Here is a 14,478-nt window from a genome sequence, read left to right on the forward strand (position 1 = left end):
GGAACGTTGCGGTGGGCGGGGCGCCAGCCCGAATGACCGCATCCCGGGGCCGCCAAACCTGCGCGGCCGCGCCCGTCCGCACGACGCGCGGCGAAGCGGGACCGGTCGAGCCCGCCCCGCCGCGCGGCCGCGTCGTCAGCTCTGCGGGAACACCACGATCGACCGGGCCACGTCGCCGCGGCGCAGGGCGTCGTAGCCGTCGTTGACCTCGTCGAGGGTGATGCGGCGGGAGATCAGCTCGTCGAGGTGCAGGCGGCCCTGCAGGTACAGCTCGACGTAGCGCGGCATGTCGACGGTGAAGTTGTTCGAGCCCATGTGCACGCCGCGCACCGACTTGCCCTGCCCCCAGAGCGCGTAGCCGGGCACGGACACGCTGGAGGCCATGCCGCCGATGCCGACGACGTACATCGAGCCGCCGGGCCGGGTCATGGCCAGCGCCTGCGCGTTGGTGGCCGCGATGCCGACCGCGTCGAACACGTGGTCGGCGCCGAGTCCGCCGGTCAGCGCCGCGACCGTTTCCGCCGGGTCGCCGTCGGCGGCGTCGGTCGCGCCCACGGAGAGCGCGAGTTCGCGCTTGGCGGGCAGCAGGTCGACCGCGACGATGCGGCCCGCGCCGCGCAGCCGGGCGCCCTGCACGATGTTGAGGCCGATACCGCCGCAGCCGATGACCGCGACGGTCTCGCCCGCGCGGATGTCGGCGGTGTTGAGGGCCGCCCCCACGCCGGTGGTGACCGCGCAGCCGATGATCGCGGCGACGTCCAGCGGCATGTCCTTGCGGATGGTGACGACGGCGTTCTGGTGCAGCAGCATGCGCTCCGCGAGGCCGCCGATGCCCGCGTTGGTGGCGACGGCGCTGCCGTCCGGCCGGGACAGCCGCGGCGGCTCGCCCGCGGCGCGCTGCACGGCCTGCTTGTTCTGGCACAGCCACGTCTCGCCGCGCAGGCACAGCGCGCAGGTGCCGCAGAACACCGACAGGCACGCCACGACGTGGTCGCCGGGCGCGACGCGGGTGACGCCGGGGCCGACGGCGGCGACGATGCCCGAGGCCTCGTGGCCGACGACCGACGGCGTGGCGACCGGGATCGCCCCGTCGAGGAGATGGATGTCCGAGTGGCAGAGTCCGGCCGCGACGGTGTCGACCAGCACCTCGCCGGGTCCCGGCTCGGCGGCGGCTATTTCGCCGACGACCAGGCGGCCGTTGGCCTCTTCGAGCATGGCAGCGCGCATCAATCCTCCTGCTGGGGTGGTTCCTGGCCCGGGGCGGTCGCCGCGATCGTGCGGTGCAGCAGGGCGAGGACTTCGGAGCGGATGTCGTCGAGGTCGCGGTCCTGCAGGCCGGCGGCGGGCAGCAGGTAGGGCGCGAACAGGCTCCAGCCGAGCACGGTCATGACCGAGGTGGCGGCGACCACCCGCGGGTCGAAGCCGCCGGGCGGGGCCTCCCCGGGCGGGATCGGGTCGGAGCCCGCGGCCGGACCGGGCGACGCGGCCCATTCCGCCGCGATCAGCTCCCCGATCCGGTGCATCGCGGGCGACTCCTCGGCGAACACCTTCGAAGTGTCGCTGTCCAGCACCGCCCAGGCCAGCATGCGGGCGAACGCGCGCGGATCGCGGGCGAGGCGGGCGAGCGCGGCGTCGGCGTCCGGGGCGTCGGCGAGCAGGCGGCCGCCCTGCTGCGCCGACGTGCGGAAGACCGCGGCCAGCACCGACTCCTTGGTCCCGTAGTAGTGGTGGATCAGCCCGTAGTTGACGCCCGCCCGCCGCGCGATCTCGCGCAGCGACACCGCGGCCGGGCTGCGTTCGTGGAACAGCTCGGTCGCCGCCGCGAGGATCTGCGCCGGCGCCGGGGACTGCGGGTCGTTTGTCATGGCGCCAGTGTGCTGGACGCGGGCTCCGGGTCCGCCGCGGCCATCCCGGCCGGGCGGGTCGCCCACGCCGCGGGCACGTTCAGGCTGTGCGGGCCGAGTTCGTCCAGGGTGCGGATGCCCATGAGCGCCATGTCGCGTTCCAGTTCGGTGTGCAGAATCCGCAGCACGGTGTCGACGCCCGGCCGTCCGGCGGCCGCAAGGCCCCACACCCAGGGGCGGCCGATCATGACGGCCCGTGCGCCGAGGGCCAGCGCCTTGAGGATGTCGGTGCCGCGCCGGATCCCGCCGTCGAGCAGGATCTCCACGCCGGTGCCGTGCAGGGCGGCCGCGACCTCGGGGAGAGCGCGCAGCGCGGCGGGCAGGCCGTCGAGCTGGCGTCCGCCGTGGTTCGACACGATGACGCCGTCGACGCCCGCGGCGTGGGCGGTGCGGGCCTGCTCGCCGGTGGTGATGCCTTTGACGAGCAGCGGGCCGGTCCACAGGCTGCGGACGAGGGCGAGTTCGGCGGCCGAGAAGCCGGGCACGAACTTGGACTCGAACTTGGTGGCCTGGTGCACCGCGTTCATGCCGCCGGTCACGCCGGTCTCGGCGATGTTGCCCATGCGGATGCCGGGGCCGCTCGCCAGGGTCTTCACCCAGCGGCCGAAACGCACGGGGTGGCGCAGGACTTCGCCGGCGTTCGCGCGGGTGATGCGGGGCGGCATGGTGAAGCCGGTGCGGACGTCCGCCTCGCGGTTGCCGCCGACGGGGGTGTCGAGGGTGACGACGAGTGCTTCGCAGCCGGCGCGCCGGGCGAGTTCGACGTAGGGCGTGAAGTCGTCCGGGTTGCCCCACGGGTAGAGCTGGAACCACAGCGGCCCCGGGCAGCGCGCGGCGATCTCGGTGACCGAATGGCTGGAGGCCATGCTGACCGTGAACACCGTGCCCGCGGCGTGGGCCGCGCCCGCACCGGCGAATTCGGCGTCCGGGTGCTGGATGCCGGGCATGCCGGTCGGCGACAGCAGCACCGGCGAGTCGAGCGTGCGGCCGAACAACCGGATGCCGCGGTCGCGTTCGCGCACGTCGGTGAGCAGGTTCGGGCGCAGTGTGACCTCGTCGAAGGCCCGCAGGTTGGCGCGGTGGGTGGTGAAGTCCTCGGCGGCGCTGTCGACGTAGCTGAACGGCAGCGCGCACGAGCGTTTCCGGGCCAGGGCCCGCACGTCCTCGATGCTCAGCGGCCCGGTGCCGGGTCCGCGGCGGCCGGTGGCCAGGCGCAGCAGGTCGCCGGCCAGCGGGCGGGCCAGGTCGGCGAGGCCGCCGCTGCGCCCCATGCCGGTCATGCGGCACCGCCGGTGGCCGCGGGGGTGCGGTACTTGGCGGCGATGGCGGCGAGCCGGCCGGGGTAGTCCTCGGGGTCGACGACGGCTTCGATGAGCACCAGGCGGCCGTCGGCGCGTTCGGCTTCGGCGAGGGCGGCGGCGAGTTCGGCGGGGGTGGTGGCGCGGAAGGACACCGCGCGGTCGCCCGCGCCGAACGCGGCCGGGAGGTCGGTGTACCGCCAGGGGGCGATGTCGTTGTACGGCGCGTCCGTCGGGTGGATGGCGCGTTCGATCGTGTAGCCGCCGTTGTTCACCACGACGATCACGGGAGCGGCTCCGGCGCGGGCGAACGTGCCGATCTCCTGGGCCGTGAGCTGCAGCGATCCGTCGCCGATGACGAGCAGCGTGCGCCGGTCGGGCGCGGCCAGGCAGGTGCCGAGCGCGGCGGGCAGGGTGTAGCCGATCGACGACCACAGGACCTGGCTCACCACGCTGACCCCGGCGGGCATGCGCATGTCGGCGATGCCGAAGAAGGCGGTGCCTTGTTCGGCGACGACCACATCCCCGGCACGCACGAACGCGGCGACGCGGTCCCACAGCACCGCCTGGGTGAGTTCCGCGGCTTCGACCGCCGGAACGCGCGCGGCCGGCTGCGGGAGTTCTCCGGCGGCGCGGCCCTTGACCAGGTCGGTGAGCACCGCGAGCGCGTCGGCCATGGGGAGGCCGCCGAATTCGGCTTGGCCGATCCGGGTGCGGTACGGCTGCACCTCGATCGTGCGGCCTTCCGGGAAGGCGTGGGTGAAACCGCCGGTGTTGGCGTCCGTGACGAGCACGCCGACCGCGACGAGGCAGTCCGCCTCCTCGACCGTGCGGCGGGTGACGGGCGCGGAGGCCGCGCCGATGTACATCCCGGCGAAGGTCGCGGCGCTCTCGTCGAGCACGCCCTTGCCCATGTTCATCGCCGCCGCGGGCAGCGGCCCGGCGGCGACCAGGTCGGCGAGGGCCTCGTGTGCGCCGTGGCGTTCCACCAGGTGGTCGGCGACGACGGCGACCCGGGCGGCGTCCGCGAGCAGCACGGACGCCGCCGCACGGAACGCCTCCAGCACCGGCGCGGCCGGGGACTGCGCCTCGGGCAGCAGCGGCTCGTCGGGGTCCGGCGCGGGGGCGTCGACCAGGTCGGTCGGCAGCGCGATGCGCACCGGGCGCTTGTGCTCCCAGCAGGCGCGCAGCACCCGGTCCATTTCCTCGGCGGCGTTCTCGGCGGTCAGCGTGACGCGGTCGCAGGTGACTTCTTGGTGCAGGCGTTCGAAGCGCCCGAAGTCGCCGTCGGCCATGGTGTGGTGCATGGGCAGGCCCGCGGCGGTGACACGTGTCGAAGGCGCGCCGACGATTTCCACGACCGGGACGGACTCGGCGTAGGAGCCGCCGATGCCGTTGACGGCGCTGAGTTCGCCGACGCCGAAGGTGGTCAGCAGCGCGCCCGCGCCGCGGAGCCGTGCGTAGCCGTCCGCGGCGTAGGCGGCGCCGAGTTCGTTGCAGTTGCCGACGAACGCGAGTTCGGACGCGTACACCCGGTCGAGGAAATCCAGGTTGTAGTCGGCCGGCACCCCGAAGAGGTGCTCGATGCCGATCTCCCGCAGCCGGGCGATCAGGCGGGTGGCGACGGTGGTGCTCATCGTGCGGGGTCCTCCATGCCGAGCATGGCCAGCGCGTTGCCGCGGGCGATCCCGTACAGCTCGTCCGGCCCGACCTCGGCGGCGATGCGTTCGAGGATCTCGCGGGTCCGCGGCCAGGTGCTGTCCTGGTGCGGGTAGTCGGTTTCGAAAGTGATGCGGTCAAGGCCGACGGCGGCGCGCGAGGCGATGCCGAAGTCGTCCTCGAAGAAGCAGCCGAACACCCGTCCGGCCGCGTACGTGCTGGGGAGTTCGGTGATGGACGGGTCGAGCCCGGCCCACGCGCGGCTGTGCCGGAAGATGTTGTCGACGCGCTCCAGGACGAACGGCATCCAGCCGATCTGCCCTTCCGAGTACGCGATCTTCAGCTTCGGGAAGCGCGCGAGCGCACCCGACATCAGCCAGTCCACGAACGAGTACTGCGCGTTGGCGAACGTCAGTGCCATGCGCACGCCTTCCGGCGCGTCGGGCGAGGTCACCGGCATGCGGGAGCTGGACCCGATGTGCATGCACACGACCGTCCCGGTCTCGTCGCACGCGGCGAAGAACGGGTCCCAATACCGCGCCGGGTCGTGGATCGACGGCAGTCCGAGGTTGGCGGGCAACTCGGTGAAAGCCACGGCCCGGCAACCGCGCGCCGCGTTGCGCCGCACCTCGTCGGCGGCCAGCCGCGGGTCCCACAGCGGGATGAGGCACAGCGGCAGCAGCCGCCCGCCGGACCCGCCGCACCACTCCTCGACCATCCAGTCGTTGTAGGCGCGCACGCAGGCCAGGGCCAGGTCGCGGTCCTGGGCTTCCAGGAACGTCTGGCCGCAGAAGCGCGGGAACGTCGGGAAGCACAGCGACATCTCGGTGTGGTTGAGGTCCATGTCGGCGAGCCGCGCGGCCGGGTCGTAGCAGCCCGGGCGCATGTCGGCGTACGAGATGGGCTCCATGGTCAGGCTCTCGCGCGGGAAGCCAACGCACGCCACGACCTGCGGGACGGGCTTGCGCAGGTCCTCGTAGACCCACCAGTCGGTCTCCGGGCCGTCGCCGCCGAAGTGGTACTTCACGGTGTTGGCGGTGACGTACTCCGTGCGGCAGGTCGCCCGCACGACGCGGGGCCCGCGCTCGCGGTCCTTCGCGGGCAGGCGGCTCGTCCACACGTCCGGCGGTTCCACCACATGGTCGTCGACCGAGACGACCCACGGAAGTTCACGGCTCACGGCGGCCTCCAAACGGCATTGCGGGCGGCACGGACCGACCGGCCGCCGCGGCCTTAGCCAATGGCTAAGGAGTCGAGAAGTCAAGAGCCGCAGACACCCGTCCGGAAAGCCGCGGACCGCTCTTGACTTCGTCGGCCGCCCGGGCGACAGTGCGCTTTAGCCATTGGCTAACGAAGGGTGGAGCGCATGTACGACCTCGTCATCCGCGGCGGCACCGTCGTCGACGGCTCGGGCCTGCCCGGCTACCGCGCCGACGTCGGCATAACCGGCGGCCGGATCACCCGCATCGGCCGCATCCCCCGGGAAGCGTCGCAGCAGGGCACCGACGAGATCGACGCCGCCGGGCACCTCGTCACCCCCGGCTTCATCGACGGCCACACCCACATGGACGCCCAGGTCTTCTGGGACGAACAGGGCAGTTGCTCCGCCTGGCACGGCGTCACCACCGTCGTCATGGGCAACTGCGGCTTCACCCTCGCCCCGGCCCGCGCCGACGCCCGCCACCTGGTCACCCGCAACCTGGAACGCGCCGAGGAGATCTCCGCGGCCGCCATGGAGCAGGGCATCGCGTGGACCTGGGAGACCTTCCCCGAGTACCTCGACGCCGTCGACGCCCTTCCCAAGGCGGTCAACTACGCCGCCCAGGTCGGGCACTCGGCGCTGCGCACCTGGGCGATGGGCGAACGTGCCTTCGACGGCCCGGCAAGCGACGCCGAACTCGCCGAGATGGAAGCCGTCCTGCGGGAGGGCCTGCGGGCGGGCGCGGTCGGCTTCACGACGACCCGCAACGACAATCACGAGACCGCGGACGGCCGCCCCGTCGCCTCCCGCCTCGCGTCCTGGGACGAAGTCCGCCGCCTGGTCGGCGTGCTCGCCGAGGAAGGCGCCGGTGTCTTCGAGATCACCCACGAACCCGGCGCGGGCGGCCCGGACGAGGTCCGCGAGGAGTACTTCGCCCGCCTCCGCACGCTCGCCGCCGAGACCGGCGTCCCGTTCAACTTCGGCGTCTCCGGTCGCAACGGCGTCTTCCACGGCCTGCGCCTGCTCGACTCGATCGCCGACGCCGGCGGTGTCGCCTACGGGCTCAGCCACAGCCGCGGCATCAACACCGTCACGTCGTTCCGCACCAAAACGGCATTCGACAAGCTGCCGCTGTGGAGCGACATCCGCGCCCTCTCCCTCGACGAGCAGCGCAAGGCCTACAGCGACCCGGAAACCCGCGCCCGGCTCGTCGAGATCGCCCTGAACGGCCCCTACGGGCGCGCCATCGGCGCCGAAGCCCGCAAGCCCGACTTCGACCGCATGCGCGTGTACGACCGGCCGATGCCGCCGCTGCGCACCGTCAACGAGGTCGCCGCCGAGCGCGGCGTCGGCCCGGTCGACCTGATCCTCGACCTCGCGCTGGAGACCGACTTCCACCAGCTGTTCATCCAGGCGGTGGTGAGCGACGACCCCGCCGACCTGCTGCCGGTCATGCGGCACCCGCGCGCGGTCATGACCTTCACCGACAACGGCGCGCACGTCGGCTCGATGGCCGACGCATCGCTGCACACGCTGCTGCTCGGACACTGGGTGCGCGGGGAAGGCGCGTTCGGGTGGGAGGAGGCGATCCGGATGATCACCTACGCGCCCGCTCTCGCGTGGGGCTTCCACGACCGGGGCCTGCTCCGCGAAGGCATGGCCGCGGATGTGAACGTGATCGACCCGGAGACGGTGGCGCCCCTGATGCCGGAGGTCGCCTACGACATCCCCGGCGGCGCCTACCGGCTCCGGCAGCGCGCTCGCGGCATCCGCGCAACGGTGGTCGGCGGCCAGGTCGCCTTCCGCGACGGCGAGCACACCGGCGCCCTCGCCGGACGCCTGCTGCGCGGGCCGCTGGCCGACCGGGACTAGGCAGCGTCTGGCGCACGCGGCTCAGGCCGCCATCGGGCCGGGACGAACCCTTTCCGGTACGCGGCTCAGGCCGCCATCGCGACGCCGCCGCGGCCGAGTTCCGGCTGCGCGGCGGGTCGCGGGGCCTTCGCGGCTTGCGGCCGCGCGAAGACCAGCAGCCGCAGCACCGCGAACCGCCCGATGCCGGCCAGCCCGCACGCGCCCAGGTAGGTCGCCTGCTCGGCGAGCACCCCCGGGTGGGCGGCCCACGCGTGCAGGCCGAGCATCGCCGCGGTGGTCACCAGGAAGCTCGCCAGCACCGTCAGCGCCGACTTGAGGTGCGGCCGCCAGCCGCGCTCCGCGCTGCGGAACGACACCCGCGCGTGCAGCTCGGTGGTGACGACCGTGGACACCACGGTGACCAGCGCGTTGGCGACAGCGAACGGCATGGCCGCCGAGGCGGGCACCAGCACCGCGCTCCCTGCCAGCGTCACCCCGCCGCCGCACACGACGAAGCGGGCGAACGCGGCGGCGGATCCGGTCCCGGTGGCGGCTTCGGCGGCCTTGGCGGTGAGCGATGCGGTCTTCATGCGACGAGCGTCGCCCGACCTGCTGACAGGGCACGTACGGGACGCTGACAGGGGGCTGTCAGCGGTGTCACCAGGCTGACGCGGAGAGCGCCGCGCTCGGGAGGGCCTTTGCCGGACCGGGCTCAAGGCCCGGTGCCGGCTGTCCTCACACCCGCGCGGCTGCCGGTGCCGAAGGCCCGTCCGTCGGCCCGGCGTGGCCGCCGGCCTTGCCCGGGTCGGTGTTCGCCCCGCCGGGCTTTCCGCCCGGCTTGCCGCTCGTCTTGCCGTTCGACTTCCCGCCCTTGCCCGGCGCCTTGGGCTTCCCCGGGGTGCCCGGGTGGCGCGGCGTGTGCGGATGCTGTTGGCCGTCCCGGACGAAGTGCACGATGCGGTCCATGCCGCGGAAATGGCCGGTCACCTGGTCGAGCCCCGGGTTCACCGCGACCGCGTTGTCCGCCAACCCGACCGCGACCAGCGACATCAGCACCGCCGCACCCGTGCCGCGCGCGATACGCCGGACCCACCGCCGGGCCGCAGGCCGCTTCCGCGCGGTGCCGTCCTCGTCCGCGCTGACGTCCTCGTCCGCGGTGACGCCGTCGGCCTCGCCGACCTCGGCCGCACTGCCCGGAGACGCGTCCGCCTTGGTCCGACGGGTTGCCACAACCCACCTCCGTGTCGTCTGCCCCCGGGCCCGACTGCACACCGGACCACGGTCACTATGGCCGAAGCGTCCTGCGCGCACAGGTACTTCGGCGTCAAGCGCGATTAAACATCTGGCCACGGCAAACCCTCGTGCGGCAAAATCCCCGCTCCCACCACCGTTCCGGCGCCGGCTCCGGGCCCGGCAAGGAGTACGGCAAGGAGTACGGCCATGCCCTCCCCCACGCCCCCGACGACCACTCTGTGGCGCCCGACCGGCCCCGAGGAACTCGCCCTGGTCGCCGCATCCGGTTGGCGTGCCTGGCCGCCGAGGCTCCCCGAGCAGCCGATCTTCTACCCGGTGCTCAACGAGGACTACGCCGTCCGCATCGCCCGCGACTGGAACGTTCCGGCGAGCGGCGCCGGCTACGTCACCCGGTTCGCCGTCGACAGCGCCTTCCTGGCCCGCTACCCGGTCCGCCGGGCGGGCGGCGAGACGATCCTGGAGCTGTGGGTGCCCGCCGCGGAACTCGACGCGTTCAACACGCACATCGTCGGCACCATCGAGGTGGTCCGGGCCTTCGGACCGGACGGCGAAGCCGACCCCCGCGCCCTCCCCGGCCCCGGCCCCACCGCCGCACCGGAAATGCCCGGGGCACCGGCCCCGCAAGCGCCGTAAGGTCGGGGGCATGCGGATCACCGTGGGCAAGGACGGCGCGTTCGAGGTCGACGACGACCCGGCGCGCATCGACCGGGACGCGGTCTGGGCGTTCCTCTCCACCGACGCCTACTGGGGCACCTGGCGGGAACGCGCGCATCTGGAACGCCAACTCAACGCCTCGTGGCGCGTCGTCGGCGCCTACCGCACCACCGACGGCGCGCTGGTCGGCTTCGCCCGCGCGGTGTCCGACGGCGTCTCGTTCGCCTACCTCGCCGACGTGTTCGTGCTGCCGGAAACGCGCGGCCACGGCCTCGGCCAAGCGCTCGTCCAGGCCATGGTCGAGGACGGCGAAGGCCGGGCCTTCCGCTGGATGCTGCACACCGCGGACGCACACGGCCTGTACGCGAAGTACGGGTTCGCCGCGCCCGATCCGATGTACATGGAACGCCCCGGGCACACTCCGCGTCCGGCCGGCGGCTGACCGCCGCGCGGCCCGCGCGGCGGGCGGCTACTTGAACACGTCGGTGACGCCGTTGACCCCCGCGTTGACGACGTTCTCCACCAGCTGCGACAGCGACCCGGCGGCCGCGGTGCCGGACAGCATCACGCCGGCCACGAAGGCGAGGATCAGCCCGGCCATTTTGTACCCTTTGTGGGTGACCAGGTAGAAGAGGATGAAAATGATGATGATCGGAACGCCGATCGTCACCCCTTGACCGACCGACGTGGTGTCCTCGGGTGCGGCGACGACAACAGCGGCGAGCGTGTTCATGGTTCCCCTCCGGTCCAGCGCTGTGGATCCCTGTGTGCGGTGACCTACCCCGGCGTTCGGGGCGGTGAGCCTGCTACGGCGGTGAATTACCCGTCATCGTCCGGGAGTCCAGACCGCGCCGAGGACACCGGCGAGCACCCACGCCCAGCGCAGCATGCGGAACGCAGGCCAGCGGGCGGTGGCGACGGTGACCCAGAACGCGATCATGAGCCACAGGAAGAACGCGGTCCTACCGCTCGCTTCCGCAGCGCATTGCTCGACCAACCGGCCGCCGTACCAGGCGACGGCCGCCCCCGGGATCAACATGAAGTAGTCCACCGCGGTGTACCCGCCCCCGGACCACTGCCACCCGCCGCCCGAACCGGGTGGCTCGGGGCGGGTGTTGCGGTCGGGTGTCGGGCCGCCCGGCTCGTCGGCGCCGGGCGCGGCGTCGTCGCGGGCGGCGCCGCCGGGCAGGAACTGCCGGGGTATGCGTCGGCGTTCCTTGGGCTTCGCGGTCGTGCTGCCGGGCACCGGGCCGCCCGCGGGGTCGGGTCGGCCGGTGCGGGGTCCGTTCGTACGCGACGGCGGGGTGCGCCGGACCGGCGCTCCCGGGGTCGCGCGGCCGCCGCCGGAAACGGGGGATTGCGGCGAGCCTTTGGGCTTCCATCCCGCGCGGCGCGGCGCGGGCGAAGGAGTGGGCAGAGCGGGCTTGGCCGGTCGGCCGCGGCCGAGCCGTCCGGCCATGCCGCTGCGACGCGGCTTGCCGGTACCGCCGTTGCCGGTGCTCATCACCCGCCGCCCTTCTGGCGCGGGCACGGGTTGCAGATCTTGCGGTGCCGGAACGCGGCGAGGACCCAGGGCAACGCGATGGCGATACCGAGCCATTCGGCCCGCGAGTCGCGGCCCCTTAAGTGCAGGACGACCGCCGTCACCGCGGCCGCGCCCAGGATGAGCGCCGTGAGCAGGTCGGAATGGACGACTTGCTTGGCCGCCCAGTTGACCGTCGACACACGGTTCTTGACGGTGCTTTCGCGGACGCTCTTCCGCCACGGCGAATCGGCCATCAGCCACCGCCGCCTCTCACCGTTTGCCGCCTACAAACCGGTACGTTCCAATTGACCTTGCTCAGTGTGACCAGACCGCAAGGCAGCGTCAAGAGGCGCGCACACCGGTGCATTTCATGCCCTGCCGCCCGCGTCGTGGTCACCACGCGGACAGCCTAGGGCAACGAACGAAGCGCCAAATCCACAAATACGAAAGCCGCAGGCGGCAGCCTGCGGCTTTCGTCTGCCGGCGGCGGGACGCGGTCCGTCCGCGGCGCCGCCGGGGGGTCAGATCCGGTCGGCGGGCACCGTGCCCATCCGGCCCGACCGGAAATCGTCGAACGCCTGGGCGAGTTCCGCATGGGTGTTCATGACGAACGGTCCGTACCAGGCCACTTCCTCGCCGATCGGCAGGCCACCGAGGATGATCACGTCCAGGTTCGGCGACCGGCTCTCCTGCTTGTCGTCGGCGCGCAGCTCGATGCTGTCGCCGTCGCCGAAGACCGCGGTCTGGCCCATACGCACAGGTCGGGCCTCGGTGCCGACGGTGCCCGCGCCGTTGAGCACGTACACCAGCGCGTTGTAGTCCGGCTGCCACGGGAGTTCCAGGCGCGCGCCGGGGCTCACCGTGGCGTGGATCAGGGTGATCGGGGTGTGCGTGATGCCCGGACCGTCATATCCGGCCACCGAACCGGCGATCACCCGGACCAGCGACCCGCCGTCCTCGGTGGTCAGCAGCTTCACGTTCCCGGCCCGGATGTCCTGGTAGCGGGGGTCGGACATCTTCTGCACGGACGGCAGGTTCACCCACAGCTGAATGCCGTGGAAGAGGCCGCCGCTGCGCACGAGTTCCTCCGGCGGCGCCTCGATGTGCAGCAGGCCGGAGCCCGCGGTCATCCACTGGGTGTCCCCGTCGGTGATCAGACCGCCGCCGCCCGCCGAATCCTGGTGCCGGAAGGTGCCGTCGATCAGGTAGGTCACGGTTTCGAAGCCGCGGTGCGGGTGCCACGGGGTGCCCTTGGCCTCCCCGGCGGCGTACTCCACCTCCCCCATCTGGTCCATCATGATGAACGGGTCGAGGCGCGCCTGGTCGACGCCCGCGAACGCGCGGCGGACCGGGAAGCCCTCCCCTTCCAGACCGCTGGGCGCGGTCGCCACCTGGACCACCTTGCGCGGGCGGCTCCCCACCGCCGGCTTGTGCAGCTGCGGCAGGTTGAGCGGGTTCTCGACGGTCACGGCGGGCATGGCGGACCTCCTGGGCGTCGAATCGTCCGTCGATTCGAGTATCGACCCGGTCTCTCCGGGTTCGACAGGTCAAACAATAGTTGAGCGATCAACATTCCGCTAGTTGAAGACTCAACTTTCTTCGGGGCGGGCCCTTGCCACGCGGCCGGGCACACGGAAGCCGCCGACAGCCCGGGAGCACGGAAAGCAAAAGGGCCCCGCCGGTCGGCGGAGCCCTTTCTTCCCTACGTATATATGCGCGCTGCTTGCGTACGGTCGGCCCGACCGGGCCGGTCAGACCGCCACGGCGTCGTCCACCGCACGCTGCGCGGCGTACCGGGCCAGCGTCGCGTCCACCGATTCCGGCGACAGGATGCGGTCGAGCGCCATCGTCGCGCAGCCGTGCAGACCGGCCTGCTCGCCGAGCGAGCTGGCGACGATCTTGAGCTCCCGGGTCGCCACCGCGGTCGACCGGCGGTAGACCACCTCGCGCACCCCGGCGAGCAGCGGATCGCCCGCATCGGCCAGGTCGCCGCCGAGCACCACGACCGCCGGGTTCAGCACGTTCACCACGCTGGCCAGCACCTCGCCGAGCAGCCGGCCGGACTCGCGCACCAGGCTGACCGCCTCGGGGTGCCCGGCCGCGGCCAGCGCCACGACGTCGCGGACCCCGGCCACCGCCGCGCCGTGCGCGGCCAGCGTCTCCACCAGGTGCCGGCCGCTCGCCAGCACTTCGAGGCAGTCGACGTTGCCGCACCAGCAGCGCAGTCCGCGGCCGCCCGCGACCGGGATGTGGCCGATCTCACCGGCCGCGCCGAGGGCGCCGCGGTAGACCCGGCCCTCGGACACTATTCCGGCGCCGATACCGGTGGAGACCTTCACGAAGACCAGGTCGCCGGCGTCGCCCCGGGTGCGGAACTCGCCGAGCGCCATGACGTTCACGTCGTTGTCCACGTACACCGGGACCGGCCAGCGCCGCTGCAGTGCGGGGGCGATCGCCACGCCGTCCCAGCCGGGCAGCGTCGGGGGGCCGACCGCGCGTCCGGTGGCCAGTTCGACGGTGCCGGGGACCGCGACGCCGATGCCGCGCACGTCGTCCGGGGCGTAGCCCTCCTCGGCGAGCAGGGCGTCGAACCAGTCGGGCAGCCGGGACAGGACCGCGTCCGGGCCGCTGCCCGCGGCCATCGCGGTTTCGCGGGTCGCCAGGACCGTGCCGTGCAGGTCGCAGACCGCGAGCTGGCCGCGGCTGCTGCCCAGCGAGGCGGCGAGCACCAGGCCGCCCGCGGCGTTGAGTTCGAGGCGCATCGGCGGGCGTCCGCCGGTCGACGCGCGATCCGCGCGCTCGGCCAGGAGACCCGCGGCGACGAGGTCGTCGACGCGCGCGGCAACGGCGGAACGGGACAGACCGGTCAGCCGGGCCACATCGGCCCGCGTCTCGGCCTCCCCGTCCCGCACGAGCTGCAGGACATCCCCCGCACTGCTGTGCGGCAGGGGGTTCGCGCGTCGGGCCATACCCCCAGTGAACCAGGACCCTTTTACCCCGGTCAAAGACCGAAGTTCATCTCTTCTACGCCCGAGCGTCATTCTTTTGCTTGCCAAGAAGCAAAAGTACCCCTAGTTTGATCCTCGAAAGTTCCCCATCAGGCCCCCTCCCGGGACCTGGCACGAGGCAACG

At 72.8% G+C, this 14,478-nt stretch carries 14 protein-coding genes and 1 pseudogene; 3 read left to right on the forward strand and 12 right to left on the reverse strand.

The genetic code is table 11. From position 1 onward, the window contains the following. Positions 1 to 135: 135 nt before the first annotated feature. Genes ACPA54_RS13545 through ACPA54_RS13565 form a run of 5 tightly spaced genes read right to left on the reverse strand, consistent with a single transcriptional unit; the run spans position 136 to position 6,041 of the window. Entirely contained in the window at positions 136 to 1,227 is a 1,092-nt protein-coding gene (locus tag ACPA54_RS13545) for a Zn-dependent alcohol dehydrogenase (RefSeq protein ID WP_345674108.1), read from the reverse strand. Then, positions 1,227 to 1,865 (reverse strand): TetR/AcrR family transcriptional regulator, encoded by a 639-nt coding sequence (locus ACPA54_RS13550; protein WP_423529324.1) that lies wholly within the window; start codon positions 1,863 to 1,865, stop codon positions 1,227 to 1,229. The genes ACPA54_RS13545 and ACPA54_RS13550 overlap by 1 nt, the downstream gene beginning before the upstream one ends. Further along, on the reverse strand, positions 1,862 to 3,184 hold the full coding sequence (locus tag ACPA54_RS13555) for an alpha-hydroxy acid oxidase (RefSeq protein WP_423529326.1): 1,323 nt from the start codon (positions 3,182 to 3,184) through the stop codon (positions 1,862 to 1,864). The genes ACPA54_RS13550 and ACPA54_RS13555 overlap by 4 nt, the downstream gene beginning before the upstream one ends. Continuing rightward, a complete protein-coding gene (locus ACPA54_RS13560) occupies positions 3,181 to 4,839 on the reverse strand; it encodes an alpha-keto acid decarboxylase family protein (protein WP_423529328.1) in 1,659 nt (552 codons plus the stop codon). The genes ACPA54_RS13555 and ACPA54_RS13560 overlap by 4 nt, the downstream gene beginning before the upstream one ends. Continuing rightward, positions 4,836 to 6,041 carry an amidohydrolase family protein gene (locus tag ACPA54_RS13565; RefSeq protein ID WP_423529330.1) on the reverse strand — a complete coding sequence of 402 codons (1,206 nt, stop codon included), beginning with the start codon at positions 6,039 to 6,041 and terminating at the stop codon, positions 4,836 to 4,838. Before ACPA54_RS13565 ends, ACPA54_RS13560 begins: the two co-directional genes overlap by 4 nt. A 186-nt stretch (positions 6,042 to 6,227) precedes the next feature. Here ACPA54_RS13565 and ACPA54_RS13570 point away from each other — a divergent pair, with 186 nt between their 5' ends. Continuing rightward, positions 6,228 to 7,934 (forward strand): N-acyl-D-amino-acid deacylase family protein, encoded by a 1,707-nt coding sequence (locus ACPA54_RS13570; RefSeq protein WP_423529332.1) that lies wholly within the window; start codon positions 6,228 to 6,230, stop codon positions 7,932 to 7,934. Between the two features lie 65 nt (positions 7,935 to 7,999). On the opposite strand, the gene ACPA54_RS13575 is transcribed toward ACPA54_RS13570, so the two are convergent. Both ACPA54_RS13575 and ACPA54_RS13580 read right to left on the reverse strand, forming a co-directional pair. Continuing rightward, complete coding sequence (locus ACPA54_RS13575) at positions 8,000 to 8,503, reverse strand: GtrA family protein (RefSeq protein ID WP_423529334.1); 504 nt, start codon at positions 8,501 to 8,503, stop codon at positions 8,000 to 8,002. A 145-nt stretch (positions 8,504 to 8,648) separates the two neighbouring features. Next, positions 8,649 to 9,143: a hypothetical protein gene (locus ACPA54_RS13580; protein ID WP_423529336.1), complete on the reverse strand. Its 495-nt coding sequence runs from the start codon at positions 9,141 to 9,143 to the stop codon at positions 8,649 to 8,651. Between the two features lie 210 nt (positions 9,144 to 9,353). Here ACPA54_RS13580 and ACPA54_RS13585 point away from each other — a divergent pair. Together ACPA54_RS13585 and ACPA54_RS13590 are read left to right on the forward strand one after the other, a co-directional pair. Then, positions 9,354 to 9,704 (forward strand): annotated as a pseudogene (locus ACPA54_RS13585) (ADP-ribosylation/crystallin J1); the annotation flags it as partial. Between the two features lie 106 nt (positions 9,705 to 9,810). Next, positions 9,811 to 10,263, forward strand: a complete 453-nt coding sequence (locus tag ACPA54_RS13590; protein ID WP_423529338.1) for a GNAT family N-acetyltransferase — start codon at positions 9,811 to 9,813, stop codon at positions 10,261 to 10,263. Between the two features lie 27 nt (positions 10,264 to 10,290). Here ACPA54_RS13590 and ACPA54_RS13595 read toward each other — a convergent pair whose 3' ends face one another. The 5 genes from ACPA54_RS13595 to ACPA54_RS13615 form a co-directional block, all read right to left on the reverse strand. After that, positions 10,291 to 10,554, reverse strand: coding sequence for a hypothetical protein (locus tag ACPA54_RS13595; RefSeq protein WP_345674099.1), 264 nt, complete (start codon positions 10,552 to 10,554; stop codon positions 10,291 to 10,293). 93 nt (positions 10,555 to 10,647) lie between these two features. Next, positions 10,648 to 11,325, reverse strand: coding sequence for a hypothetical protein (locus ACPA54_RS13600; protein WP_423529340.1), 678 nt, complete (start codon positions 11,323 to 11,325; stop codon positions 10,648 to 10,650). Further along, entirely contained in the window at positions 11,325 to 11,600 is a 276-nt protein-coding gene (locus ACPA54_RS13605; protein WP_345674097.1) for a hypothetical protein, read from the reverse strand. Before ACPA54_RS13605 ends, ACPA54_RS13600 begins: the two co-directional genes overlap by 1 nt. A 267-nt stretch (positions 11,601 to 11,867) precedes the next feature. Then, positions 11,868 to 12,824, reverse strand: coding sequence for a pirin family protein (locus tag ACPA54_RS13610; protein WP_423529342.1), 957 nt, complete (start codon positions 12,822 to 12,824; stop codon positions 11,868 to 11,870). 273 nt (positions 12,825 to 13,097) lie between these two features. Beyond that, positions 13,098 to 14,315 carry an ROK family transcriptional regulator gene (locus ACPA54_RS13615; protein ID WP_345674095.1) on the reverse strand — a complete coding sequence of 406 codons (1,218 nt, stop codon included), beginning with the start codon at positions 14,313 to 14,315 and terminating at the stop codon, positions 13,098 to 13,100. Positions 14,316 to 14,478 lie beyond the last annotated feature (163 nt).

The sequence above is a fragment of the Uniformispora flossi genome (assembly GCF_049534875.1).
Taxonomy (GTDB): Bacteria; Actinomycetota; Actinomycetes; order Streptomycetales; family Streptomycetaceae; genus Yinghuangia; species Yinghuangia aomiensis.